The sequence below is a fragment of the Halobaculum sp. EA56 genome, from assembly GCF_051195075.1.
Lineage (GTDB): Archaea > Halobacteriota > Halobacteria > Halobacteriales > Haloferacaceae > Halobaculum.
In genome coordinates this window covers 137,409-163,220 of the sequence record NZ_JBNTJX010000005.1, presented here as the reverse complement: position 1 = coordinate 163,220, position 25,812 = coordinate 137,409, and the positions used below count along the sequence as shown (strand labels likewise).

The following is a 25,812-nucleotide window of genomic DNA, read 5'->3' as shown; positions in this document are numbered from 1 at the left end:
TCCGATGTTTCGGCATACCTAAAAACCGCAACCGCTAAGTTGTTTTAGGGAGGGCTAAAACCATGGCCGACGACACCGAACGGACGGACGCCCTGGGACGGGGGGCCGAGGCGACGAACGGCGATGCGGCCGCTGACGGCGGATCGCTCGCCGGGGGCACGGGCGAGACCGGGCCACGAGCGGGGGTTCCGAGGACGCGAGCAGCCGAGGACGCCGCGGCGGGCGAGACGGGGGCGGTCTGACCGTGAGCACCACCGTTCCGAGCGACGTCGTGGTCGTCGGCGGCGGGGTCGCGGGCCTGTCGGCGGCGACGTTCACCGCACGGCACGGACTGACCACGCTCGTCGTGGACGCGGGCGACTCCATCCTCCGTCGGAACGCGCACGTCGAGAACTTCCCAGGGTTCCCGGCCGGCGTCAACCCGCGCCAGCTGCTGGACCTCATGGGCGAGCAGGCCGAACGGGCGGGCGCGGAGATCCTCCGGGGGGTCGTCGAGCGCGTCGAGCGGACCGACGAGGGGTTCGCCGTGGAGACGGCCGACGGCGACCGGTTCCGCACGGAGTACGTCGTCGCCGCGACCAAGAACACGACCGACTACCTCGCGGGGATCGAGGGCGTGGGGATCGTCGATCGCGGGAAGGCGTTCGTCGACGTGGACGAGCGCGGACGCACGGGGATCGACGGCCTGTACGCCGCGGGACGGCTCGCCGAGAAGCCCCACCAGGCCATCGTCTGTGCGGGCCACGGCGCCGAGGTCGCGGTCACCCTGCTGGAGGACGACGACCGTCCGTTCTACCACGACTGGGTCGCTCCCGACGGCTACTTCACCGACCGCGGGCGCGACCTCCCGCCGGGGTGCGAGGAGATCGACGGGGAGACGCGTCGGGAGCGCGAGTCCCGTTCGCTGGACGTGATGCGGGACCGGTTCGCAGAGCCGCATCCCGACGACCAGGTGACGCACCCGAGCCTCCGGGAGGACTGACCGGGATGTCGACGGGAACACCCGTCTCTCGGGCCCGCGCCCGCGTCCGATCGGAGCGGGAGGCGGTCGACGAAACGATCGAGGCCTTCGACGCGTTCGTCCGCCGGGTCGAGGACCTCCCCGCGGACCCGACCGGCTCCGCGTCGACGGGCGCGACCGCGACCGCGGGCGTCGTCGACCGGGGACACTCGGCGGCCGGCGACCGCTGCCGGGCGGTCCGGAGCGCGTTCGCGGAGACGGTTCGGCCGCACAGCGTCGCCGACGCGGACGGGGAGGAGTCGCTGCTGGAGACGATCCGGGGCGAGTTCACCGACTCGATCGCCGTCGCCCTCGCGCCGGCCACCGACGCGACCTTCACGGCGGACCTCAAGCGCGTCCTCGTCTCGGAGGCTCGGAGCCGGCGCAGGGAGACGCGGACGCTGAAACTGGCGCTCGATCGGGAGGAGGAGCGACTCGAAACCGCGGCCGAGCGGACCGAGGCGGTCGCCGAGTGGATCGCAGCGGCGGGGATCCGCCACCGCGACCTCGTGTCGTACCTGTATCGGGACCTGTCGGTCGACCATCCGGTGCTCTCGACGGTCGCGCGCCTCGACGCGACCTGCGCGGACTGCCAGCGAACGATCCGCGATCACCTGGTCCGGAGGGTCTGACCCGTGGGACGAACATCCCGCCCCCGCCGCGGGCCCGCCTCGAACCGGCCGGGGCGGTTCGGCACCACGGCCGACCGGGATCGCACGCGCTCGGACCGATGAGCGGGAACGAACGCTACCTCCTGGCGGTGTACATCCTCGAACAGCGGGACGGGGCGCCGGTGTCGTCGGGGTCGATCGCCGACCTCCTCGACCGGTCCCCCGCGTCGGCGACCGAACAGGTCCGGCGGCTCGCCGGGGAGGACCTGGTGACGCACGAGCCGTACGAGGGCGCGACGCTCACCGACGCCGGTCGCGAGCGGGCCGACCGGCTCCACGAGGCGTACGTCACGCTCTCGTGGTTCTTCCGGAGCGTGCTCGACCTCGACACGCACGAGCGGGACGCGATGGAGCTGGCCGGGGTGATCGGACCGGAAGTGGCCGAGCGCCTCGTGACGACGCTCCCGGTGGAGGGCGCGGAAGGGGACGGCGACGGGAGCTCCCCGGTGTCCGACCCGATGCGGGACCCGTGAGACCCGGACGAACGATCCCGCCCGCGGTTCCGGTACTCACTCCGGCTCGACAACAACCCTCCGGGTCCGCGAGAATCACGGCGTCTACGTCGACGGCCTCGGTCCGGCCCCTCCGTCGGCCGCGCTCGACTCTCCATTACACCGATACGTGTGTAAACCCGGGCGGAGGTTCGGGGACCCCGGATGACGTCCTCCGATGCCGCCGGCGCCGACGTCCGGGGGCCGCGCGGGACCGGGAGCGTTACTTAACCCTTCGCGTCTCGGGAACGACCGTCCCGTCGCGTCGAGAGCGGGTGGCTCGGGTCCGGTACGGCGGCGGATCGTCCCTCGGACCGAGCGGATCCGTTCCCGAGAGCCGAACACGTTTCAGGAGGAGTGTCGAGCGTCCGCGGGTCACCCCGACCGGATCGGGAGATCCCGCGGTTCTCGGCGCCGGATATATGCGCCGCGGGGAAGGGACGGCCGGAAACTATGATAAACGTTCATGCGAGAGGAACGGCGACCGCGCCGACCCGGCGGATCGGGGCGTAGTCTTTTGTCGGCCGCCGCGAGATGGTCACCCATGCGTGACCACGATTCGTCCCGGGTGCTCAAGACGACCGCCGCGTCCCTCCGGTTGGTGGACACGATCCTCGAACTGGAGGGGGCGAGCCTGGCGGACCTCGCGGCGGAGACGGGCCTCGCCAAGAGTACCGTCCACAGCCACCTCCGGACGCTCGCCGAGTTCGGGTACGTGATCAACGACGACAACCGCTACCGGCTGGGGGCCAAGTTCTGCCACCTCGGGGAGTACGTCCGCACCCGGAAGGAATACTACCGGATCGCCGAGGAGGTCGTCGAGTGGCTGAACGCCGAGTCGACGATGGAGGCGGACTTCACCGTCGAGGAACACGGCCGGATCGTCTCGCTGTACGGGGACCTCGAGTTCGCGAACTCCCCGCGCTACCTGATCGACGGCGCCCCCTTCCACGTCCACACGACGGCCGCGGGGAAGGCGATCGTCGCCGAGTATCCAGAACGTCGCGTGCGGGAGATCATCGACCGGTGGGGGCTCCCCGCCGCGACGGACCGGTCGATCACGAGCGAGGAGGAGTTCTTCGCCGAACTGGAGCGCGTCCGCGAGCAGGGGTACGGGGAGAACCGGGCCGAGGCGATCGAGGGGTTCTGGGCGGTCGGCAAGGCGGTGACGTCCCCGCGCGGCGAGGTGTACGGCTCGCTGAACCTGAGCGGCCCCGAGTACGTCGTCGACGAGGACACGAAGGCGACGCAGGTCGAACTGCTCGAACGGGGGGTCGAACAGTTCGAGGCGAAGATCGATGCCATGTACAGTCCGGACTCCGCAGTCCCGGAGGAGGACGGGGAGCCCCCGGACCGCTGAGGGCGCCGCTCAGGCGGGAACCCGCTCGGGCGGAACCGTCCCGTCCTCCGTCCACCCTCGCAGCTCGTAGTACTCGTCGATGGCGTCCTCGAGCCCCTCGATGTCGTACGGGAGCGTGTCGTCGCCGCGGTCGAACCCCCGCCGGTTGTTGAAGTGGCGTTCCAGCGTGACGACGCGGTCCCCGACGGCGAGGAGGTCCTCGAACTCGGCGTCGAACAGCGCCTCGTAGCGCTCGGGAGTCATGTAGTCCCGGGAGAACTTGCAGACGATGCCGCTGTCGTTGAGCGCCATCTGGTTCTCCTTCTCGACGAGCCGTTCCGGCTTCCCCTCGAACCCGGACGGGGGGTACGCGTCGTCCTCGCCGACGAGCGGGTACTCCTGCGAGTAGAACACCGCGTACATGTGGTCCGCGCCCCGGTTCGCGACCGCGTAGGAGAGCCCCTGCCCGTGGAGGAGCCGACCCTCGTGGGCGGCGAAGTCCAAGCCCTTGACCGTCCAGTTCTCCACGCCGAGGTCGTCGTGGACCCGGTCGATGCCCTCGGCGAGGTCGTCGCCGACGCCCTCGCGGCGGGCGATCCGCTCGACGAGGTCGTGGATCAGGTCGACGTTCCCGAACTCGTCTTCGCTCGCCAGGTACGCGGCGACCGTGTTCCCCGTCGAGATGGCGTCGAGCCCGTACCGGTCGCACAGCTCGTTCGACTTCATCACGTCGACGATGTCGTCGACGCCCGAGTTCGACCCGAACGCCATGGCGACCTCGAACTCCGGCCCCTCGGTTTCGAGGCCGGACGCCTCGTCCCTCGTCGGGAGCTTGCACGCGAACGCGCACGCCGAGCAGGTCCCCTTCTCGTACTTCTTCTCCTCGACGGCGCTCCCGTTGATCCCCTCGACGCCCTCGAAGCTCCGCTCGGAGAAGTAGTAGGACGGGAGCCCGTCCATCTCGTTCGCGAGGTCCATCACCGCGACCGTCCCCTGTCGCTTCATGACGTGGTCGTCGGTCGCGGCCTCGCGGTGGATCTCCGTCTGGGTCGCGGGGACGTCGACCTCCGGCGGGGAGTCCCCCCCGAAGGTGATCGCCTTGACGTTCTTCGAGCCGAGCACCGCCCCCATGCCGCCGCGGCCGAACGCGCGCTCCTCGCTCGTCATGATCGACGCGAAGCGGACCAGGTTCTCGCCGGCCGGGCCGATGACGGCGGTCTGATCGGAGCCGATCCCGTGTTCGTCGTCGAGGTAGGAGACCGTCCGCGGGACGGTCGCCCCGGCGAGGTCGGGCACCGGTTCGAACTCCACCCCGTCGTCTCGGACGTGGAGGACGACGAGTTCGTCGCTCTCGCCCGCTATCTCGACCGCCGAGTACCCGGTATCGGCGACGTGCCGGGAGACGAACCCGCCCGCGTTCGACGAGCAGAGGCCGTCGGTGAGCGGCGACACCGCGGTGCAGTTCGTCCGGCCGGTGAAGCTCATGTTCGAGACCTGCATCGGTCCCGTGGAGACGTAGAGCCGGTTCTCCGGCCCGAGCGGGTCGGCGTCGAACGGGACCCGGTCGTGGGCGAGTTTCGTCGCGACGCCGCGCCCGCCGACGTACGATTCGAGTACCCCGTCGACGGCCTCGGTGTCCGTCTCGCGGGCGTCGAGGTCGATCGTGAGCAGCGGCCCCTCCGTGTGCAACATTGTCACGGCGTACCCGGCCGACCGCCAAATCGATTACGGTTTCTGTAGACAGTGTCCGCGGGTTCCGGTGATATATCGACGAACGGAACCGATATCTGTGTACGTCTTCCATGGGAAGCGTGGACAATCTTTTTATGACCGTTCCACGTGGGTTCGGGTATGGTCGCAGGGCCACCGATTCACGAGCTACACTTCGAGGACGCACCGAACGTGGACGCGGTCCCGGGCCCGCGGTCCCGCGAACTGATCGAGCGCCAGCAGGCGATCGACAGCAGCGCCGTCGCCTACCCCGAAGACATCCCAATCGCGTTCGAGGAGGGCAGCGGCGCGACCGTCAGGGACGCCGACGGCAACACCTTCATCGACATGTTCGCGGGGATCGGCGTCCTGAACGTCGGCCACGCGAACCCCTACGTGCTCGAGGCCGTCCACGAGCAGACCGACAAGTTCGTCCACACCGTCGACTTCCCGACCGAGGCGCGCCTCGACCTCATCGAGACGCTCGACGAGATCGCCCCCGGCGACCTCCGGGGCGACAACAGGGTCGTGTTCGGCGGCCCGACCGGCAGCGACGCGATCGAGGCGTCGATCAAGCTGGCGAAGTACAACACGGGCGGCACCGGCCTCGTCGCGTTCCGCGGCGCGTACCACGGCGCGACGAGCGGCGCGATGAGCCTCACGGGCAACAAGACGTTCAAGGGCGAGTACACGCCGCTGCTCCCCGACGTCACCCACGCGCCCTACCCGAACCCCGTCGAGATGGACAAGGGCCCGCGGGAGGCGGTCGAGCACTCCCTCGAGGAGGTCAAGGCGATCTTCGAGGACCCGTACGGCGGCGTCGCGAACCCCGCGGGCATCTTCGTCGAGCCGATCCAGGGCGAGGGCGGCGTCGTGACCCCGCCGGAGGGCTTCCTCTCGGGGCTGCGCGACATCGCCGACGACCACGACGTGCCGCTCGTGTTCGACGAGATCCAGAGCGGCCTCGGGCGCTCCGGGAAGTGGTGGGCCGGCGAGTGGTACGACGTGACCCCCGACGTGATGACGTCCGCGAAGGCCCTCGGCGGCGTCGGCTTCCCGCTCTCGGCGACGATCTACCGGGAGGACCTCGACACGTGGGGTTCGGGGGACCACGCGGGGACCTACCGCGGCCACGTGGTCGGAATGCGGGCCGGCACCCGCGCCATCGAGTACATCCAGGAGCACGACCTGCTCGCGCACGCCCGCGACCTGGGCGAGTACATCCGGACGCGCCTGCGCGAGGCCGCCGAGGACAACCCGCGGATCGTCGACGTCCGCGGCAAGGGGCTGTTCATCGGCGCCGAGTTCGTCGACGCCGACGGGAACCCCGACGACGACGCGGCCGACGCGCTGCAGGATTACTGCTTCGAGCGCGGCGTGCTGGTCTGGAAAGCGGGCCGGCACGGCAACGTCCTCCGGCTCCTGCCGCCGCTCGTGCTCACCCGGGATCTCGCCGAGACCGCGCTGGACGTGATCGTCGACGGGATCGAGTCGGTCACGGCCGAACGACGGACCGCCTGAAACCGAACACCGATTCCACCGATGACGCCACGACGAGTCCGCACCGACGACGCACCGCGCACCGACAACCCCTACTCGCAGGCGGTCCGCGCCGGCGACGCGCTGTACGTCTCCGGGTACGGGCCAGTCGACCCCGACACCGGCGAGGAGGTCGAGGGCGACATCCGCGAACAGACCGACCGGGTGCTGGACAACATCGCCGCCTGCGTCGAGGCCGCCGGCGGCGACGGCCTTGACGACGTCGTGAAGGTGACCGTGTACGTCACCGACCTGGACGAGTACGGGCGCGTCAACGAGGCGTACGGCGAGCGGTTCTCCGGGACGCTCCCCGCGCGCGTCTGCGTGGAGGTCTCGCGCCTCCCGGGAGACGTGCGCGTCGAGATGGACGCCGTCGCCTACCCGGAGTAGCTCGCCGGCCGACGGCGGGTCCGGGACCCGCCGTCCGGCGGAGGATCAGTCGTTGAGTTCCTCGACGCGCTGCTCGCGCTGCTCGCTCGCGGCGTCGACCCGTTCGACGAACTCGGCCATCTGCGCTTTCATCTCCGAACGCATGTCCGTCGCGGAGAAGTCGTCCGACTCGGCGAGCAGGCGAACGAACGCCTGCAACTCCTCGTCGGTGACCTTCTCGAACTCCCCGAACTCCAGCTTGTCGATGACCTCGTCGACGTCGATCCGGCCGACCGGCTCGACGTTGAAGTCGACGGTCACCATCCGGTACTCCGAGCCGGCCAGTTCCTGTTCGGCCTTGTTGACCCCCTCCGAGAGCATGTCCTTGAACGGCGTGTAGTACCCCATCGTCCCGAGGTGGAGGAACGCCAGCATGTCCGTGATCCCCCGGGTGTACGCCTCGCGGTCCTCGTCGTCGGGGTTGAACACCGTCTCGCGGTCGCGGTCCTCGAGACACTCGAAGAGGATGGTGAAATCGAGCATCGCGTTGCGCAGGCGGCGGCGGATGCGGTTGCGCTTCTGCTTCTTCGAGTGGTCGGTGTAGTCGGTTTTCCGACCCAGCAGGTACTCCCGGTCGCTGGGCGTGAGGATCCCCCGGCCGCGGTCGGCGGAGTAGGCGAGCCCCGTTCGCTCGGTCGCGTCGTCGGTCTCCTCTGTCATACACAGATATCGTTTACATATTCGGTTAAAAGTTACGAACAGTCCGGATCGGACGTCCGGAGACGGCGATACGTCCGAATTTCCGAAATCTAGTCCACAGGTAGTGTATACGAGCTAGTCCCGTTCGGGGACGGGGGCGCCGCCGCCGCGACGGGCGAGCTGTATACGGATTCCGTAATCGGTGGAGTCAGTAACCGTAATCTTTATTTAGATCATGGGGGATCGTGGTGACGCACGGGACCGAGTGGCATGGTCACTCCCGACACGATAACAGAGTCCGATGTGTTCGAACACACCCACCCGTACCGAGAGACGGCAGCGTGTACAGAGACGGAGCCAGCGGCCGGGGGCGGCCGTCGGGCGTCGCGGTTACTCCCGCACGGGGGTGATCGCTCGTGAGTGACGCCGGCGCGGACGGCCCGGTCGCCGAGTTCCTCGAGGAGATCGAGCCGACGATCTTCGCGTTCGGCGCGGGGATCACGCTCCTGTTCGTCGCGGCGTTCAGCCTGAGCCCGGACGCGGCCTACCAGTTCGTCGACGGGATCCGCGTGTGGATCCTCGCGCAGTTCAACTGGTTCTTCCTGACGGTCATGCTGGGGTTCGTCCTGTTCCTCGGCTTCGTGATATTCGGGCCGTGGGGCAACCTCCGGCTCGGGGACGGCGACCCCGAGTACAGCTACCTCTCGTACTTCGCGATGATGTACTCCGCGGGGCTGGCGGCGGGCATCGTCTTCTGGGGGCCGGCCGAGGCGCTGTTCCACTACTCCACGGTCCCGCCGTTCTTCAGCGGCGTGGAGGCGAAGTCCGCGGCGGCGATGCCGGCGGCGGTCCAGTACTCGATCTTCCACTGGAGCGTGACCCAGTGGTCGTGCTTCACCGTCATGGGGCTCGGGATCGGGTACTACGTCTACAACTACGACGCGCCCCTGCGCGTCTCGGCGGTGCTGACGCCGATCCTCGGGGCCGACAACGTCGACGGCGTGACCGGCAAGGTCGTCGACATCCTCGCGGTGTTCGCGACCCTCGGCGGCGTCGCGACCTCGCTGGGGTTCATCGGGAGCCAGTTCATCACCGGCCTGAACTTCCAGTGGGGGATCGAACTGGGCGACATCGGGACGATCCTCGTCATCACCGGGATGGTCGTCATCTTCACCGTCTCGCTGGTGCTGGGCGTCGACAGGGGGATCCGCCGGCTGTCGAACTTCAACATGGTGGTGTTCCTCCTGGTAATGCTCGCGACGCTGGCGTTCGGGCCGACGATCCGCATCCTCGAACTCGGGACGCAGGCGATCGGCGGCTACGTCGGCGACTTCGTCGGGATGAGCCTGTTCACGCAGGCCACCGTCGCGAGCGGCGACAAGTGGGTCAACGCCTGGACCGTGTTCTACTGGCTGTGGCCCCTCGCGTGGTCGCCGTTCGCGGGGCTGTTCATCGCGCGCATCTCGCGCGGCCGCAGCGTTCGCGAGGTCGCCTTCGCCGGCATCGGCGCGACGTCGCTGGCGACCATCCCGTGGTTCGCCATCGTCGGCGGCTCGGGCGTGCTGATGCAGTACACCGGCGCGGCGAACATCCTCGGCCCCGTCTCGGAGTACGGCGAGGCGGTGTCTGGGTACGTCCTGTTCGGCAACCTCCCGGTCGTCGGACCGCTGCTGCTGTTCGCGTTCCTCGTCCTCGTGACGTCCTTCTTCGTCACGTCCGCGGACTCCTCGACGCTCGCGGTGTCGATGATGACGACCGGCGGCAAGAAGCACCCGTCCTCGATCAACCGGGTCTTCTGGGCCGTGCTCCAGGGCGCGGTCGCGTCCATCCTGATGGTCGTGGGCGGCGTGCGCGCGCTGCAGTCGGCGGCGATCATCACCGGCGCGCCGTTCGCGATCGTCTGTCTGGTGACGATGCTCGGCCTCATCAAGTCGTTCCGGGGGGACTACGGCACCGTCCTCCTGCAGGAGCGGACGAGGCTCTGGGGACGCACGACGCCCGACGACGGGACGCCCGCGTCCCCGGCCACCACGGACGACGACTGACACGGTTCGCCGGACCGACCGAACACGGTCGCGGACGATCGAGCGCGGCCGTGGAGATACGTGGGAGACCGCCGGCGAGGATCGATCGGGACGGCGGACGACTGACCCCGGCCGATCGCGGGGCGCCGAGGCGACCGACCGTCGCCGGCTCGCTCCGTCCGAAACCCCGGCCTGTGCGGCTCCTCGAACCGGTTCACGGGCCGTCACGTCGACGGAATCGATCCGTCGGATAACAACTTTTAATGTACGGTATCAACGTTCCTTGTGTATGGATAGGGACACCGCGGAGCCCGACGCGACAGCGCTGCCCGGGCCGAACGCGCGGCGGTGGATCGAGTTCCACTCCGAGCACGCGGCGCCGAGCGAGTACTCCCACGAGTTCGTGTGGGACGTGACCGCCGAGGCCGACGGCCCGTTCGTCACCGACGTCGACGGGAACGTCCTGCTGGATTTCACCTGTCACATCGGGGCCGCCCCGCTCGGGTACAACAACGAGAAGGTCCTCTCGACGCTCCGCGAGTTCGACCTCGTCGAGCCGATGAAGATCGCCGGCCAGGACATGTACTTCGGCGCAGGCCCCGACCCGGAGGCCGCCGAGTTCCCCGGCGCGAGCCACCTGATGGACAAGCTCGTGGACGTCTCGTCCCACTACGGGATGGACACCGTCTTCCTCTCGAACTCCGGCGCCGAGGCCGTCGAGAACGCGCTGAAGATCTGCCACGACCACCGGTCCCCCGCGAAGTACGCCTACGCCTTCGAGAAGAGCTTCCACGGCCGGACCGTCGGCACGCTCTCGCTCACCAAGTCCAAGGAGGTGTACACCCGCCACTACCCGGAGATCGCCGGCGTGAAGACGGTGCCCTTCTGCGACTGCGACGACGCGGGCCGCTGCGAGTGCGGGTTCTTCCCCGGGGACGGGTCCGCGCTCCGGAACGCGCTCTCCCCGGAGGGCGGCCACGTCAACCCCGACGAGGTCGCCTTCGCGATCCTCGAACCGATCCAGGGGGTGGGCGGCTACCGCTTCCCGAACGAGGCGTTCGTGACCGAGGTCGCCGACGTCTGTGACGCCTACGACATCCCGCTCGTCGTCGACGAGATCCAGTCGGGCGTCGGCCGCACGGGAGAGATGTGGGCGGCGGACCACTACCCGATCGAACCGGACGTCATCGCCAGCGCGAAGGGGCTCCGCGTCGGGGCGACGATCTCGCGCTCGGACGTCTTCCCCTCGGAGAAGAACCGCCTGGGCTCGACGTTCGGCGGGGGCGACCTGCTCGCGTCGATGCAGGGCGCGCTCACGCTCGACGCGATCGAGGAGCACGACCTGCTCGACAACGCGACCGAGCGGGGCCGGCAGGCGACGGAGATCCTCCGCGACGGCGCCCCGGACCACGTCGTCGACGTGCGCGGCGAGGGGCTCATGCTCGCGGTCGAGTTCGACACGGCCGACCGCCGGGACGCCGTCGTCGAGGCCGCGCTGGAGCGCGGCCTGCTGACGCTGGGCTGCGGGAAGAAGACGATCCGGCTGCTCCCGCCGCTCGACTCGACCGAGCGGGAGATCGAGCTGGGCACCGAGCTGTTCCGCGAGGCGATGGACGCGGTCGCCGACCGCGCGCTCGCGTGATAGCGGCCGTCCGACCCTCCCGAACCGACCCTCCGGTCACGCCGCCCGTACCGCTCCGGCGCCGACGACGACGGCGACCACGGCGCCGAGCATCCGCGGCGACCGCGGCACCGTTCGCTCCAGTGCGTAGGTCGCGACGACGACCACGAGCGGGTAGGTGCTCACGATCGGCAGCACCGTCACGACCGACCCGACCCGCAGCGACGCGAACATCGCGTACCAGCCGCCGGCGACGACGAGCCCCGCCAGGGTCGCCACGAGCGGGGAGCGAACCGTCGAGCGGACGGCTCCACGCTCCCGGGCGCTGCGGACCGAGAGCGGCACGAGCGCACAGAGCGCCGCGGTCTGCGTGACCGCCGTCGCGGTCAGCGGGTCCCCGTAGGACTGCAACCCGAGCTTCACGACGACGAACGCGCCCGCCAACAGGAGCGTCGCCGCGACGGGATACAGGGTGTCGCGCGCAGACGTGCCGAGGAGTTCGCGGCGCACGGCGTCGATGTCGGCCGCCGTGTCGTCCCCGACCCCGTCGTCCGGACGTGCGAACTGGAGCGTCGCCACGCCGGCGACGACCAGGAGGACGCCGAGGCCCTCGACAGCCGCGAGTCCCTCGCCGAGGACGAAGACGGCGAGGACCGAGGCGACCGCGGGACTGGCGGCCAGGACGGCCGAGGCGACCGAGGGACCGATCCGGTCGATCCCCTCGTAGAAGAGCGCGCGGGCCAGCCCCGGATCGGCGACCCCGGCCACGACGAACGGGGTGAGCAGGGCGGGCCGTGGCGGCGACGGCACGCCGTGACGGACGAGAACGACGCCCCAGAGCGTCGCCGCGCTGATCGCCGTGACGACGGCGGCGACCGAGAGCGCCGACCCGTTCGCGTCCGCGCCGAGCGCCCGGTCGATCAACAGCGCCTGCACGCCGAAGAGGACCGACGCGAGGAGCGCGAGGGCGACGGCCATCGCCGGTCAGCGGACCCCGTCGCCGCCGGCAGCGCCGTCGCCGCGGTCGATCCCGTGCGCGACCACCTCCGCCCCGTCGAGCGCGTCGAGCGCCTCGATCACGTCCCGGAGGTGGTCCGGGCCGCTCCCCCCCAGGCCGATCTCGACGTGGGTCCTGTTGGGGTCGTCGGCCGCGGTCGGGGCGACGCGCTCGATCCCGTCGAGTGTCCCGCCGCGTCCCTCGACGGCCTCCGTCACGTCGCCGAGGACGGTCGGCCAGTCCGCGAGCGCGAGGCGGGCGTCGCCACGGCGGCCGAGCGCCCCGAGCCCCACCCGCGTCAGCTCGGCGTGCTCGGCGAGGTCGGCGTTGCCGCCGGAGACCACGGCCGCGACGTGCTCGCCTTCCACGTCGACGGCACCCGAGAGCAGGGCGGCGACCGGCGCCGCGCCCGCCGCCTCCGCGACCGTCTTCGCGCGCTCGGCGAGCAGCGCGGTCGCGACGGCCAGGTCGGTGTCGCTCACCGACACGACGTCGTCCACGCGCTCGCGGACGACGGCGAACGTCCGCTCCAGCAGGCGGGCGTCCGCGATCCCCTCCGCGACCGTGTCGATCCCCGACAGCCGCCGGATCTCGTCGTTCTCCAGCGACGGCTTCGCGTGGGCCGCGCCCTCGGGCTGGACCCCGATCACGCGGACGTCCGGGTCGTGGGCCTTCAGCGCCGTCGCGATCCCGGAGATCAGCCCCCCGCCTCCGACGGAGACGAGCACGGTGTCGAGGTCCGGGGCCTGCTCGCGAAGCTCCAGCCCCACGGTCCCCTGTCCGGCGATGACCCGCCCGTCGTCGAACGGATGGACGAACTCGTACCCCTCCTCGTCGGCGAGGTCGAGCGCGTGCTCGTAGGAGTCCTCGTAGATCGACCCGTGGACGACGACCTCCGCGCCGTACCCCCGCGTCGCCTCGACCTTCGCCGCGGGCGTGACCTCGGGGACGACGACGGTCGCGTCGATCCCGAGCAGGTCGCCCGCGAGGGCGACGCCCTGCGCGTGGTTGCCGGCGCTGGCCGCGATGACGCCGCGCTCGCGGGCGTCCGCCGGGAGCTGCGCCATCGCGTTGTACGCGCCGCGGATCTTGAACGACCCGGTGCGCTGCATGTTCTCCAGTTTGAGGTCGACCCGCTCGGCGCCGCTGCGCGCCGCGAACGTCGTCGACCCGTCGAGCGGCGTGCGGTGGACGACGTCCGCGAGCCGCTCGCCCGCGGCCTCGACGTCCGACGCCGTGACGACCTCGTCGGCCGCCGGGACCGCGTCGGCGCGACCGTCGCCGGCGGCCGGGGCGTCCCCGCTCACGCTCCCCCCTCCGCGACGGCGAGGATCGAGTCGGTCAACACCCTGACGCCCGTCGGCAGGCTCCGCTCGTCCACGTCGAACGTCGGGGTGTGGTGGCTCGTCGGGTGGTCGGTCCCGACGATGCAGTAACACGCGAGCCCGCCGTCCTCCTGGACGCGCCGCATCAGGAACGTCGCGTCCTCGCTCGCGCCGAAGTCGGCCGTGGGGACGACAGTGTCGACCCCCTCGACGCCCTCGGCGGCGTCCGCGACGACCTCGACGAGTTCGGGGTCGCTGTCGGCGCGCGGGCTCTTGCTCTCGACCTCGACGTGGGCCGTGCAGCCGTGCATCTCCGCCGCGGCCTCGAACCTCGCGCGCAGCTCCGCCAGCGCGTACTCCATGAGCTCGGTCGTCTCGCCGCGCGCCTCGGCGACGGCGTGGACCTCCTCCGCGACGACGTTGCTCGCGGTGCCCCCCTCGACGCGACCGACGTTGACCCGCGTCATCCCGTCGGCGTGTCGCGGGATCCCGTAGACGCTGCCGATGGCGGTTCCGAGCGCCTGGATCGCGTTGTCCCCCTCCTGCGGGGCCTTCCCCGCGTGGGCGGACGTCCCCTCGATGTCGACGCCGAGGTGACACATCGCGAGCGGTTTCTCGATCCCGGCGACGACCTCGCCGGTCGGGTGGTCGAGCCCGACGTGGACCGCGAAGAAGTAGTCGATGTCCGCGGCGTAGTCGCTTTGCGCCATCGGGGCGCCGCCGCCGGACGTCTCCTCGGCGGGCTGGAAGAAGACGACGAGCCGGCCCGAGAAGTCGCTCGCCTCGATCGCCTCGACGGTGGCCAGCCCCCACGCCATGTGGGCGTCGTGCCCGCAGGCGTGCATCGTCTCGCCCGTCTCCGAGCGGAACCCGCGCTCGGCGGGGGCGTGTCCGTCCGCCGCGGACTCCTCGATGTAGAGGCCGTCGATGTCGACGCGGAGCCCGACGGTCGGCCCCTCGCCGCGGTCGAGGACGGCGACGGCCCCGGTGTTGCCGCCCTCCATCCGCTCCAGCAGTTCCGGGTCCGCCCCCCGGTCGAGCGCCCGCCGGTACCACTCCTCGACCGTCCCCTCGTCCGGGACGGCCATCCGGTCGGCGGGGTCGTACGCCTCGGGGCCGACCGCGAGGTCGTCGACGCCGATCCGTCGCAGCTCCTCGACGAGTCTGGCGGTCGTCCGGAACTCACACCAGCCGGGCTCGGGGTGTCGGTGGAGGTCGCGGCGGAGCTCGACCAGCCGCGAACCGATCGTCTCGGGCATGTGGACGGCTCACACGCTCCACCCACTTAATTGTAAACGATTACCGTTGATGTCGACTACACAAAAAGCCTAAGACGGTACCCGCGAATCCGTCGCACACAGACGCGCCGAGCGATCGGCGGGCGACCCCCGAGCCCACGGGCGGTTCACGCGTCCGCGGACGTTCCACGCGCCCGCGGCCGAACACGGTCGACCGCCCGGGGCGACCGGGGACCGCCGCTCGCCGTCGCCGGCGCGCCCGAGCACCCATGACAGACACGCCGGACGTCGTCGTCCTCCGCGAGGGGACGGAAGGACTCTCGATGGAATCGTACGCCGAGGCCCTGCGCGAGCGCCTGCCCGACCGCACGGTCGCGCTGGCCAGGACGCCGAAGGAGGAGCGCGAACTCGTGCCGCGGGCCCGCGTCGTGACGGGCATCGCCGTCGAGGAGGAACTGATCGACGGCGCCGACCGGCCGGAGCTGTTCGCCTGCACGTTCGCCGGGACCGACCACGTCCCGATGGACGCCTTCGAGGAGCGCGGCGTGGGCGTCACGAACGCCGGCGGCATCCACGCGCCGGGCATCGCCGAGCAGGCGATCGGGAACGTGCTCACCTTCGCCCGCCGGCTCCACGAGGGGTGGCGGCGCAAGAACCGTTCGGAGTGGAGACACTTCCAGTCCGGCGAGTTCGCCGGGAGCACCGTGACCGTGGTGGGGCTCGGGTCGATCGGGCAGGCCGTCGTCCGACGCCTCCGGGGGTTCGACGTCGACACGATCGGCGTCAGGTACACGCCCTCGAAGGGGGGGCCGACCGACGAGGTCGTCGGCTTCGACGCGGACGCGATCCACGACGCGCTCGCCCGGAGCGAGTACGTCGTCCTCGCGTGCCCGCTGAACGACCTCACCAGGGGCCTCGTCGGCGAGGAGGAGTTCGCGACCATGCGGACCGACGCGGTGCTCGTCAACACCGCCCGCGGCGGCATCGTCGACACCGACGCGCTGGTCTCGGCGCTGCGCTCGAACGCGATCCGCGGCGCGGCGCTGGACGTGACCGACCCCGAACCCCTCCCGGCCGATCACCCCCTCTGGGGCCTCGAGAACTGTCTGATCACGCCGCACACCGGCGGGTACACGCCGAAGCACTGGGACCGCCTCGCCGACATCGTCGCGGAGAACCTCGACCGGCTCGACGCGGGCGAGCCCCTGGAGAACGAGATCCTCGCGCCCGGACGGGACTGACCGCCGACGGGGCGCCGACCGGCGGCGACTACTCCGCCCCGGTCAGGGCCACAGCCCGCGCGCCTCCTTCGCGCCGCCGATGCGCGAGAGGGCGACGGCGATCGCGGCGTCGCGCCACGTCAGGCCCTTCCCGTCGACGTTCGCGCGGACCGCCTCCCACGCGTCCAGCATCTCCGCCTCGAGTTCCTCGTGGACGCGGTCGAGCGACCACTGCCGGCGATTGATGTCCTGTAGCCACTCGAAGTACGACACGGTCACGCCGCCCGCGTTCGCGAGGATGTCCGGGATCACCGGGACGCCCCGCTCCTCGAGGACGGCGTCGGCGGCGAACGTCGTTGGCCCGTTCGCCCCCTCGACGATCAGGTCCGCCCGCACGTCGTCGACGTTGTCGACGGTGATCACCTCGCCGACGGCCGCCGGGATCAACACGTCGACGTCGAGTTCGAGCAGTTCCGCGTTCGAGAGCGTCCCGGGCGCGTCGTACCCCGAGACCATCCCCGGCCGTTCGTCGTGGTCCTGCACGTCGCCGGTGTCGAGGCCGTCGGGGTCGTAGATCCCGCCGTCGACGTCCGAGACGGCGACGACCGACGCCCCCCACTCGTCGAGGAGCCGCGCGGCGTTGGCGCCGACGCTCCCGAACCCCTGCACGGCGACGGTCGTCTCCTCGATGTCCCGGTCGTAGTAGTCGATCGCCTCGCGAGCGACGATCGCGACCGACCTGCCGGGGGCCTCCTCGCGGCCGTACGACCCGCCGATGACCGGCGGCTTGCCGGTGACGACGCCGGGGGTGGTCTCCCCCTGCTGCATCGAGTACGCGTCCATGAACCACGCCATCTCCCGCGGGCCGGTCCCCATGTCCGGGGCGGGCACGTCGCTCTTCGGCCCGACGAGGTCGCGGAGTTCCTCGGCGAAGCGCCGCGTCAGCCGTTCGGTCTCCTCCTCGGAGAGGGTCTTCGGGTCGACGGCGACCCCGCCCTTCCCGCCGCCGAAGGGGAGGTCCATCACGGCGCACTTCCAGGTCATCCACATCGACAGGCCCACGCACTCGTCGGCGTCGACCTCCGGGTGGTACCGGAGGCCGCCCTTGTACGGGCCGCGCACGTCGTCGTGCTGTGCGCGATAGCCGGTGAACACCTCGAGCGAGCCGTCGTCACGCCGGAGCGGCACCGACACCTGCTGGACCTTCGTCGGGTGCTTCAGGCGCTCGACGACGCCGGGGTCGACGTCGACGTGCGCGGCCGCCCGCTCCAGCTGTCGACGCGCCGTCGCCAGGGCGGACTCGGATTCGGTCCCGGCCGCGCCGTCGTCCGCGGCCGTCGCGCTCGGCTCGTCCTCGACCGTCGTCGCCTCCGCGGCGGGTCCGTTCGCCGTCATGGTCAGGCGGTGAACAGGCGGCGCGGGAAGTCGGCGAGCGGCTCGGCGCCGGTCGAGGTGACGCGGAACGTCTCGCTCAGTTCGACGCCGAAGTCGTCGAACCAGAGCCCGGGGATGGTGTGGAACGTCATACCCTCCTCCAGCACCGTCCCGTCACCCGGCCGGAGGCTCGCGGTGTGCTCGCCCCAGTCCGGGGGGTAGCCGAGCCCCATCGAGTAGCCGATGCGGTCCTCCTTCTCGATGTCGTACCGGGCGATCGTGTCGCGCCAGGCCTTCTCGACGCGCTCGGCGGTGACGCCGGGCTCGGCGGCGTCCAGGGCGGCCTCCATCCCCTCGACGACGATCTCGGCCCGCTCGCGCATCTCCCGCGGCGGGTCGCCGACGAACGTCGTCCGCGCGAGCGGGGAGTGATACCGGTGACGGCACCCCGACAGCTCGATGATCACCGGGTCGCCGTCCCTGAACTCCCGGTCCGTCCACGTGAGGTGCGGCGTCCCGGTGTGGTCGCCCGACGGCATCAGCGGGACGATCGACGGGTAATCCCCCCCGTACTCGTCGGTGCCGTCGATGAGCGCCGAGTAGATGGCCTCGGCGGCCTCGTACTCGGGGACGCCCTCCTCGATCGCGTCGAGGCCGGCCCGCATCGCGTTCTCGGAGATCCGGGCCGCCTCGCGCATGTACTCGAGTTCCCGCTCGGACTTCCTGATGCGGGCCCAGTTCACCAGCAGGGTGTGGTCCTCGAACTCCGCCTCGGGGAGGTTCTTCCGGAGCCGCGTGTACGACTTCGCCGTGAAGTAGTACGCGTCCATCTCCAGCCCGATCCGGCCGTCCGCGACGTCGAGGTCCTCCAGCACGGCGGCGACGAAGTCCATCGGGTGGAGGTCGTGGGGCGACTGCACGTGGTCGTCGCTGTACGGTCGGATGCTCTCCTCGCCGAGAATGGTCGTCGCCCGCGCGCCGTTGGCGTCCATCTCCCGGCCGACCCACACCGGCTCGTCGCGGTCCCTGACGACCACGACGCCCTGGTGGACGTAGAACGACCACCCGTCGTAGCCGGTGAGGTAGTTCATGTTCGCGGGGTCGCTCACGAACAGCGCGTCCAACCCCTCCTCCGCCATCCGCGCTTTCGTCCGGTCGATCCGCCGGTCGTACTCGTCGCTGTCGAAGACCGCTTTGGACATGGGTGCGTCTCGTCCCCACGTTCGGGACCGCCTTCTAAAAGTTTTTGTGTACTCTAGAAACGGTTCCTGTGTATAGTTCTCCGAGACGCGTTCATCCGAGCCGTCGAAGGCCCGCCGGAATTCATACCATAATTCTTATACTACGGATAACACAAAAGAATTCAAAGACGACATGGAGTATGAAAGATCTATCTCATGGATCGATCGCGGTCCCGTCAATACTCTCGAAACTCCGAGGGCTGATGCTCCTCGGTCCGATATCGGCGCCGACTACGTCCCGTCCACATCGAAACGCGTACCGGGCCGGATCCGGCGAACGTCGGTCCAACTATCGGCAGAAACGGAAGCAAACGTACGGAAAACGGCATTTCTCTGCCGACTGCCGCGACCGAGGAGAAATTATAATCTATAACACATATGCTATTTCGATGTATTATTTGTTTCCGACATACTGGTTCCTCCGCGGCGTCGCCGACCGGGTCGTCCTCACGGAGTTCGACGCCGGTGCGGTGTGGACCGGTGACCCGACGGAGTTCGAGGGTTCGGACCGAGGGATCCGGACGTGGCCCGGCCGCACTCGCGTCCGTCCGCTCCGACCGAGCGCGGCGCGAGGCCCCTTCCCGGCGCGAGGACGGCACCGCGTGCGAACCCCGAGAAACCGAACGACGGGACGGTGGCCGGCCGCCCCGTCCAGCGGTGGTGTCAACAGGGCCGAAAAACACGAGCCGTTCCCGTGGGTCGCGGCCCGGGCGCCGGTTCAGGATCCAGCCGGTAAGTTTTGTCGCTTTCGTGCGCGCGTCGTCGCCGTCCGGACCGGCCACCGTCGCCGGGTTCAACTCGACGACGCCCCGACGGATCAGTATGTCGAGCCGGGACGTCGAGTGGGACGAGGCCGCGGTTCGCGAACTGCACGGGGAACTGGTCGACCTTTACGGCCCGGTCGGCACGAGCGACGCGCACGGCGCCGACGGCGACGCCGAGCCGGGCGAGGGCGTCCGACAGCTGGTGACGACGATCCTCTCGCAGAACGTCGCCGACGAGAACACCGAGCGCGCCGCCGAGAACCTCTTTTCCACGTACGACGGCTTCGCGGCCGTCGAGGAGGCGCCGGTCGACGACCTCGCCGAGGTGATCCGCGTCGCGGGGCTGTCGGAGACGAAAGCGGCCCGGATCAAGCGTGCGCTCGCGGCGGTCCGGGAGGAGACCGGCGGCGCCTACTCGCTGGCGTTCCTCGACGCGATGCCCGCCGACGAGGCGAAGGCCTGGCTCACGGACGTCAAGGGTATCGGCCCGAAGACCGCCAGCGTCGTGCTCAACTTCCACTTCGGCAAGCCGACGATGGCGGTCGACACCCACGTCGAGCGCGTCTCCAAGCGGTTCGGGCTCGTCCCCGAGTCGGCGTCGAACGCCCGCGCCCACGACGTGCTCGACGCCGTCGTCCCCGACGACCTCACCTACCCGCTGCACGTGCTGCTGATCGAACACGGGCGGACGCACTGCACCGCCCGGTCCCCGGACTGCGACAACCCCGTCTGCGAGCGCTACTGCGACTGCGAGGGCTGCTGAGTACGAACGGGGGCCGCCCCGACGGCGGCTTCCCGGCCGGCGCGCGTCCGGCCGGATGCGACGCGTGCACACGCCTCGGACAGTTTTTATACGACGGGGTGACACCGAGCGAACACGATGGTCGGCATCGACGAACCGCTCCCCTCCGCCTCGCGGTAGGCCGTTCGCCCACACCGGTTCGGGTCCCCGCGGACCCCGCCGGCGTGACGGCGGGCGGCCGAACGGCGAGGCCGCTCGCGTCGCTCGCTCACAGCCACCCCGTCACGCCACAGATGTACGCACCCGGTCCCCGACCGTCCGCCGAACCGCACGCCCACCGCCACCCCCGATCGCTGACCGCCGCCGTCGCGCTGGCGCTGCTCCCCGCGGCCCTGCTCGTCGCGGCGTCGTTCCCCTCGCTGACGCTGGGCGCCCTCCTGGGCGCCGCCCTCCCCCGGGTCGCCGCGGCCGCGAGCGCGCGAGTTCCGCGTCTGGTCGCCGACACGCGCACCCGGCTGAGCGCGTGAGCGACCCGAGGTCCCCCCCGTAGATGGAGCCGCTGATCCGCCGGCGTCGCCCCTCCCGTATTCCCCCCGCTGACGACGCTCCCCTGTCGCCGGTAGTCCCGTCGCGGCCCCTCCTCTCGACGCCCGACCGATCCTACCGACAACGCCCGTCCCAGGTCCCGACTCACCTGCCCGTGCCGAGTGTCGGCCCGGTCGGCCGTTCCGTCTGGGCCGCGTAGAGGTCCGCGTAGGCTCCATCGTCGGTCAGGAGTTCGGCGTGGGTGCCGGACTCGACGACCGTTCCGTCCTCCATCACGTGGATCGCGTCCGCCCCGGTCACCGTCGATAGCCGGTGGGCGATCCCGACGACTGCGTAGTCCCGGTCGAGCCGTTCGATCCCCGCGTGCACCTCCGCCTCGAGGTGGCTGTCGAGTTCGCTCGTCGCCTCGTCGAGGACCACCACGTCGGCGTCGGTCACCAGCGCGCGGGCGATGGCGACGCGCTGGCGTTGGCCGCCGGAGAGCCTGACGCCGTCGTCGCCGAGCACCGTGTCGTAGCCGTCGGGGAGGTCGTCGAGGAACTCTGTGACGCGCGCGATCCGGCAGGCCTCCGCGATCGCCGCGTCAGTCGCCTCCCGGTTACCGACCGTCAGGTTGTACCGGAGCGTCTCGTTGAACAGGTGCGGGGTCTGGCCGACGACCGCGACGCGGCCGCGCCACTCGTCGACCGAGAACCGACCGATCGGGACGCCGTCGGCGCGGATCTCCCCCTCGTCCGGTCGGTACAGCCCCGCCAGGAGCGACGCGACCGTCGACTTCCCGGCGCCGGAGGGTCCGACGAACGCGACGAATTCGCCGCGCTCGACGGCGAAGGAAACGCCCCCGAGGACGGCGCCGTCGCCGGTCGGGTAGCCGAAGCCGACCCCGTCGAACTCGACGCGTTCGACGGGTTCGTCGACGGATCCCTCCCCCCAGTCCTCGCGGTCGCGGCGGAGGCGGTCGAGGAACGCCCGCGTCCGGACGAGGTGAGGCAGGTCGTTGTCGATGTCGTACGCGAGGGCGTTGAGCGAACTGAGCCGCGGCGCCAGCCGAAACATCGCGAACAGGAACACGCCGAGGCCGGCCAACGAGAGCGACGCGACCCGCGCCCCGAGGTAGATCAACCCGAACACCGTCGCGGCGGCGAAGAACTGGTTCAGGTTCGCGAGCGCGGTCTGGTTCCGTTGCTTCCGGACCGAGGCGCGCGCGTGGCGGTCCACGGCCTTCCGGAACTCCGCGCTGAGTTCGTCGTCCAGGCCGAACAGTTTCACCTCGCGGATCCCCTGTATCCCAGCCTGGAGCACCGACTGAACGCGCTCGTTGGCCCGGGCGATCCGGTCGCCGACGCCGTAGCCGGACTCGAAGGCGTATCGGCTGACGAACATGAACGAGATCAGAACGACGCCCGTGACAGTCATCAGCCACGGCGCCAGGAGGAACGCGACGAGCCCGTAGGCCGCACACACGAGCGTCGTCTTGACCGCGCGGACGATACGCGTGATCGCGCGGCTGGCGTAGCTCGTCTGGGTGAGCACGGCGTTCAACAGTTCGTCGGAGCCGTGCTCGTCGAAGTAGGCCGTCCGCGCGTCGAGGGCGGCCTCGTAGCTCTCGACCCGGAGGTGCCGCTTGTACCCGGTGTTGAGTATCGCGGCCAGCCAGGCGACGCCGACGCCGAGGGCGTACCGCACTGCGAGGACACCCCCGACGCCGGCGACGATGTACTCGAGAGTGAACGGGATCCCGAGGAGGTCGTACGCCTCGAGGAACAGCCGCGTCGCCCCCGACGGGTCGCTCCCGCCGCCCCCCTGGAGGACGGTGACGATCGGGAGAATGAAGCCGAGGCCGACCCCCTCCATCGCGCCGACGAGGACGCTCAACGCGACGATCCCGACGGCGAGGGTTGGACGGTAGGCGACTACCTCGCGGACCGCGGCGACCTTCTCGCGCGTCGATACCTCCTCGGGTCCCTCCGTCGTCGAGTCTGTCATGGCGGCGTCGGATCCGTCGTCGCTGTGTCGGTCATGAGTGGTCCCGGTCGGCGGACGCCCGGCGGCACCCGACCGCGGTTTCTACCCGCGATGCCACCCTCTCCCGGTTAAGTAGTCGGCGACTGACCCGTCCCCGGAGCCGTTTACACCGGCTGTCGTCCGTGCGGAAGGGCCGTCAAGGGGGTTATCGAACGGATACCTATGTGTGGACTCCGACACCGCGCGGACGATGGTCGGAGCATGTGGCGTCATCGGCGGCGAGCACCCGATCGAGGGGCTGTCGGACTCGCTCGTTCGGACGGGCGACGAGCGGGTCGACACGTACGAGGACGGGGAAGTACGACTCCGTAGCGTCAGGCACCGGAGCCGATCCGGTGAGAATCCCGGTCGATCGCCCGACGGGGGTGCCCTCGTCTGGGTGTGGGGGAACGTTCTCGGCACGCAACTCGACGAGACACACCGGCCGCGACCGCTCGACGAGCCGGTTCCCACCTACTGTGCACGGCTCTACGAGGAGCACGGACTCGAGTGCATAGAACGCCTGAACGGCGACTTCGTCGGGATCGTGTACGACCGCGAACGGTCGACCGTCTCGCTGTTCACGGACCGCCTGGGAACGCGGCCGCTGTTCGTCACGGAGGCGGACGACGGCGGGGTCGTGTTCTCCTCCCACGTCCAGTCGCTGGACCGATACCCGGCGGTCTCGCTGTCGTTCGACGACGAGTACGTCGCCGAGCACCTCTCGTGGCGCGGCGGGCCGCTCGGCGTGAAGACGCCGTTCGAGGGCGTCGAGGCGGTCCTCCCGGGGACGGTCACGACGTACGACCTCGCCGACGGGTCCGTCGAGCGGGACACCTACTGGCGCCCTCGGCCCTCCACCGACCGCGAGTTCGACGGCTTCGACGGGTTCCTCGGGGAGTTCGTCGAGCGCTTCCGGGCGGCGACCGAGGCGCTGACGCGGGATCGATCGAAGGAGTACGGGATCCTCCTGAGCGGGGGGAGCGACGCCCGCCTGGTGCTCGCGGCGCTCCCGGACGACCTCGACGTGACCGCCTTCCACATGGCCGACTGGATGAGCAGGGAGGCCCGGGTCGCCGAGCGGATCGCCCTCGAGAAGGGGATCGAGTTCCACTTCCTCCGGCGTGACCCGGACTACATCGGTCGGGTACTCGACAGCTCCCCGGAGTACTGGAACTTCCAGCAACTGTTCAATCAGGCGTGGGCGGAGGGCTTCATCGACGAGATCCGATCGGAAGTCGACGTACTCCTCACCGGCCACTTCATGGACACTATGTACAAGGGGCTGTTCGTCCCCGTCAGACACGTCGACCTCGGACCGCTCGGCGTCCGGGAACTGCCGGTCGAGCTCCCGATCACGTCGGTCGAGGAGTATCACGAGGAACTCGGGTGCCGCGTCCCGGGCTACCTCGACACGGACGTGGACCTCGCGGCCGTCGCACGTCGGAACGTCCGGCACACGGACGACGGCGTCGAGGCGTACGGCGTCCAGTACGATTCCTTCCACGACTTCGTCCTGGCGCGACTGCACTACCCCGCGACGACCGACCCGCTGTTCAGGCAGTGCCTCCGCGAGGGGCTGGAGCTACGGGTCCCGGCCCTGGATCGCCGGATGATCGACCTCTGGGACGCGATGCCGACGCGGTACAAGATCCGCCGCAACGTCGTCAACGCGGCGGTCGCGAAACTGGACGCCGACCTCGCGTCGATCCCCCACGCGGACAGCGGCGTCGCGGCCGGGCGCTCGCGGTTCGCGCACCTCCTCGGACACGTCCCGATGAACGCGCTGGCCGGGCTCTCGCCGTTCGACGCGGTCCCAGCCGACCACCTGAACCACCACCCGTGGGGGAACCAGTCACAGTTGATCCGCGAACGGGACTACGTCGCGGACGCGCTCGACGAGTCCGAGGAACTGATCCGCGCGCTCCCGTTCCTCGACGGCGACGAGGTACGCGAGTGCTACGAGATGCACCTCGACGGGGCGAACATGACGAAGTACCTCTACCGGCTCGTCACCTTCCTGAAGGCGCCCGTCACCGGCCGGATCGCCGGGATGGGAAACGGCGCCGGCGACGACGCGGTCGAGGGGGAGGTCACCTCGGACGCTGCCGCCGGCGACACGCGCGCGTCGGATCGGCGCCGACTCCGGGGCGACGCGGACGACGACTGACCCGGGCCGCCACGGGCCGTCCTCGGTCTGTGCGCTACTTGAACATCCCCGGCCGGCTCCGACCCCGGAGCGGCCGTGCCGGACGGGCGCCGACACGGTCCGACGTGACGCATTCACGGGGCTGACGACAGGGTCCGGCGGGGCTGTCGTCGTCAGTCGGCGGGACTCGCCGACTGCTCTGCGAACGTGTCGTATCGTGTCCGGAGGGGCCCGACTCGGAAGAGGGAGCCGGAGGGAGGTAGGTCGGTCCGGTCCGGCGAATCGCGGTGTGGTCTGGGGGCGATGCTACGATGCGGCGGGCCGCATCACATTCCCTTTCCGCCGTCGTCGTTGTCGTCGTCGTGGTTTACGTGTTCTGACATCGGTCTCACCTCCGGCCGTCTGTTCCGGGGGAACCGATATTGGAATCGGCGGACTAACTTCCCACCCCTCGCATCGTCGACGCGACCCCAGGTCAGTAGCCGAGTGTTAACCCCGTCCACCCCGGATGCCCGTCAGTCACGTGCGGCTGTCATCGCCTCCCACGGGACGGCGGGTATCGAACCGGGCGGCACCAGGCCGGGCGTTCCCGTTCCCCTGCCGACCGGGGGGTTATCAGCGACGTCCGTGGCGCGGACGTTTGCCTCGCCGCTGTCGAGGTCCGGGGGGGACGGCACGTCGGCCGACATGACGGGCCCGGTCGGGACCGACGACGTCCGCCGCCTGGGAACCGCGGTCAGATTCTTGTG

The 25,812-nt window shown here is 70.3% G+C and carries 21 protein-coding genes; 13 read left to right on the top strand and 8 right to left on the bottom strand.

The features are described from left to right. Positions 1 to 62: 62 nt before the first annotated feature. The 5 genes from ACQUQ1_RS10600 (at position 63) to ACQUQ1_RS10580 (ending at position 3,522) form a co-directional block, all read left to right on the top strand. Positions 63 to 242, top strand: a complete 180-nt coding sequence (locus tag ACQUQ1_RS10600; RefSeq protein ID WP_435064264.1) for a hypothetical protein — start codon at positions 63 to 65, stop codon at positions 240 to 242. After that, entirely contained in the window at positions 239 to 982 is a 744-nt protein-coding gene (locus tag ACQUQ1_RS10595; protein ID WP_435064464.1) for an FAD-dependent oxidoreductase, read from the top strand. The genes ACQUQ1_RS10600 and ACQUQ1_RS10595 overlap by 4 nt, the downstream gene beginning before the upstream one ends. Positions 983 to 987: 5 nt before the next feature. Then, on the top strand, positions 988 to 1,632 hold the full coding sequence (locus ACQUQ1_RS10590) for a DUF7260 family protein (protein ID WP_435064263.1): 645 nt from the start codon (positions 988 to 990) through the stop codon (positions 1,630 to 1,632). A gap of 98 nt (positions 1,633 to 1,730) precedes the next feature. Then, positions 1,731 to 2,144, top strand: a complete 414-nt coding sequence (locus ACQUQ1_RS10585) for a metal-dependent transcriptional regulator (protein ID WP_435064262.1) — start codon at positions 1,731 to 1,733, stop codon at positions 2,142 to 2,144. Positions 2,145 to 2,706: 562 nt separating this feature from the next. After that, positions 2,707 to 3,522 carry an IclR family transcriptional regulator gene (locus tag ACQUQ1_RS10580; protein ID WP_435064261.1) on the top strand — a complete coding sequence of 272 codons (816 nt, stop codon included), beginning with the start codon at positions 2,707 to 2,709 and terminating at the stop codon, positions 3,520 to 3,522. Positions 3,523 to 3,531: 9 nt separating this feature from the next. On the opposite strand, the gene ACQUQ1_RS10575 is transcribed toward ACQUQ1_RS10580, so the two are convergent. Further along, positions 3,532 to 5,193 carry an aldehyde ferredoxin oxidoreductase family protein gene (locus ACQUQ1_RS10575; RefSeq protein ID WP_435064260.1) on the bottom strand — a complete coding sequence of 554 codons (1,662 nt, stop codon included), beginning with the start codon at positions 5,191 to 5,193 and terminating at the stop codon, positions 3,532 to 3,534. 159 nt (positions 5,194 to 5,352) lie between these two features. Between ACQUQ1_RS10575 and ACQUQ1_RS10570 the strand changes: the two genes are divergently transcribed. Together ACQUQ1_RS10570 and ACQUQ1_RS10565 are read left to right on the top strand one after the other, a co-directional pair. Then, a complete protein-coding gene (locus ACQUQ1_RS10570; RefSeq protein WP_435064259.1) occupies positions 5,353 to 6,732 on the top strand; it encodes an aspartate aminotransferase family protein in 1,380 nt (459 codons plus the stop codon). A 21-nt stretch (positions 6,733 to 6,753) separates the two neighbouring features. Next, a complete protein-coding gene (locus ACQUQ1_RS10565; protein WP_435064258.1) occupies positions 6,754 to 7,140 on the top strand; it encodes a Rid family detoxifying hydrolase in 387 nt (128 codons plus the stop codon). A 45-nt stretch (positions 7,141 to 7,185) separates the two neighbouring features. Here ACQUQ1_RS10565 and ACQUQ1_RS10560 read toward each other — a convergent pair whose 3' ends face one another. Then, complete coding sequence (locus ACQUQ1_RS10560) at positions 7,186 to 7,839, bottom strand: hypothetical protein (RefSeq protein WP_435064257.1); 654 nt, start codon at positions 7,837 to 7,839, stop codon at positions 7,186 to 7,188. 395 nt (positions 7,840 to 8,234) lie between these two features. Here ACQUQ1_RS10560 and ACQUQ1_RS10555 point away from each other — a divergent pair, with 395 nt between their 5' ends. Together ACQUQ1_RS10555 and ACQUQ1_RS10550 are read left to right on the top strand one after the other, a co-directional pair. Next, positions 8,235 to 9,863: a BCCT family transporter gene (locus ACQUQ1_RS10555; RefSeq protein ID WP_435064256.1), complete on the top strand. Its 1,629-nt coding sequence runs from the start codon at positions 8,235 to 8,237 to the stop codon at positions 9,861 to 9,863. Positions 9,864 to 10,131: 268 nt separating this feature from the next. Beyond that, positions 10,132 to 11,484 (top strand): aminotransferase class III-fold pyridoxal phosphate-dependent enzyme, encoded by a 1,353-nt coding sequence (locus tag ACQUQ1_RS10550; RefSeq protein ID WP_435064255.1) that lies wholly within the window; start codon positions 10,132 to 10,134, stop codon positions 11,482 to 11,484. A 36-nt stretch (positions 11,485 to 11,520) separates the two neighbouring features. Here the strand turns inward: ACQUQ1_RS10550 and ACQUQ1_RS10545 are convergent, their stop codons facing one another. Genes ACQUQ1_RS10545 through ACQUQ1_RS10535 form a run of 3 tightly spaced genes read right to left on the bottom strand, consistent with a single transcriptional unit; the run spans position 11,521 to position 15,044 of the window. Continuing rightward, positions 11,521 to 12,441, bottom strand: coding sequence for an EamA family transporter (locus ACQUQ1_RS10545; RefSeq protein WP_435064254.1), 921 nt, complete (start codon positions 12,439 to 12,441; stop codon positions 11,521 to 11,523). Between the two features lie 6 nt (positions 12,442 to 12,447). Then, positions 12,448 to 13,767 carry a threonine ammonia-lyase gene (gene ilvA, locus ACQUQ1_RS10540; RefSeq protein WP_435064253.1) on the bottom strand — a complete coding sequence of 440 codons (1,320 nt, stop codon included), beginning with the start codon at positions 13,765 to 13,767 and terminating at the stop codon, positions 12,448 to 12,450. Next, positions 13,764 to 15,044, bottom strand: a complete 1,281-nt coding sequence (locus ACQUQ1_RS10535; protein ID WP_435064252.1) for an amidohydrolase — start codon at positions 15,042 to 15,044, stop codon at positions 13,764 to 13,766. Before ACQUQ1_RS10535 ends, ilvA begins: the two co-directional genes overlap by 4 nt. Before the next feature lie 248 nt (positions 15,045 to 15,292). Here ACQUQ1_RS10535 and ACQUQ1_RS10530 point away from each other — a divergent pair, with 248 nt between their 5' ends. Beyond that, positions 15,293 to 16,264 (top strand): D-2-hydroxyacid dehydrogenase, encoded by a 972-nt coding sequence (locus tag ACQUQ1_RS10530; RefSeq protein ID WP_435064251.1) that lies wholly within the window; start codon positions 15,293 to 15,295, stop codon positions 16,262 to 16,264. Between the two features lie 42 nt (positions 16,265 to 16,306). Here ACQUQ1_RS10530 and gdhB read toward each other — a convergent pair whose 3' ends face one another. Further along, on the bottom strand, positions 16,307 to 17,638 hold the full coding sequence (gene gdhB, locus ACQUQ1_RS10525; protein WP_435064250.1) for a glutamate dehydrogenase GdhB: 1,332 nt from the start codon (positions 17,636 to 17,638) through the stop codon (positions 16,307 to 16,309). Positions 17,639 to 17,640: 2 nt separating this feature from the next. Next, a complete protein-coding gene (locus ACQUQ1_RS10520) occupies positions 17,641 to 18,819 on the bottom strand; it encodes a M24 family metallopeptidase (RefSeq protein ID WP_435064249.1) in 1,179 nt (392 codons plus the stop codon). 861 nt (positions 18,820 to 19,680) lie between these two features. Between ACQUQ1_RS10520 and ACQUQ1_RS10515 the strand changes: the two genes are divergently transcribed. Together ACQUQ1_RS10515 and ACQUQ1_RS10510 are read left to right on the top strand one after the other, a co-directional pair. Beyond that, on the top strand, positions 19,681 to 20,385 hold the full coding sequence (locus tag ACQUQ1_RS10515) for an endonuclease III domain-containing protein (RefSeq protein WP_435064248.1): 705 nt from the start codon (positions 19,681 to 19,683) through the stop codon (positions 20,383 to 20,385). 272 nt (positions 20,386 to 20,657) lie between these two features. After that, positions 20,658 to 20,891, top strand: coding sequence for a hypothetical protein (locus ACQUQ1_RS10510; protein ID WP_435064247.1), 234 nt, complete (start codon positions 20,658 to 20,660; stop codon positions 20,889 to 20,891). A 163-nt stretch (positions 20,892 to 21,054) separates the two neighbouring features. Here the strand turns inward: ACQUQ1_RS10510 and ACQUQ1_RS10505 are convergent, their stop codons facing one another. Beyond that, positions 21,055 to 22,896 carry an ABC transporter ATP-binding protein gene (locus tag ACQUQ1_RS10505; protein ID WP_435064246.1) on the bottom strand — a complete coding sequence of 614 codons (1,842 nt, stop codon included), beginning with the start codon at positions 22,894 to 22,896 and terminating at the stop codon, positions 21,055 to 21,057. A gap of 229 nt (positions 22,897 to 23,125) precedes the next feature. On the opposite strand from ACQUQ1_RS10505, the gene ACQUQ1_RS10500 reads away from it, so the two are divergent. Beyond that, positions 23,126 to 25,084, top strand: coding sequence for an asparagine synthase-related protein (locus ACQUQ1_RS10500; protein ID WP_435064245.1), 1,959 nt, complete (start codon positions 23,126 to 23,128; stop codon positions 25,082 to 25,084). The last annotated feature ends 728 nt before the right edge of the window (positions 25,085 to 25,812 follow it).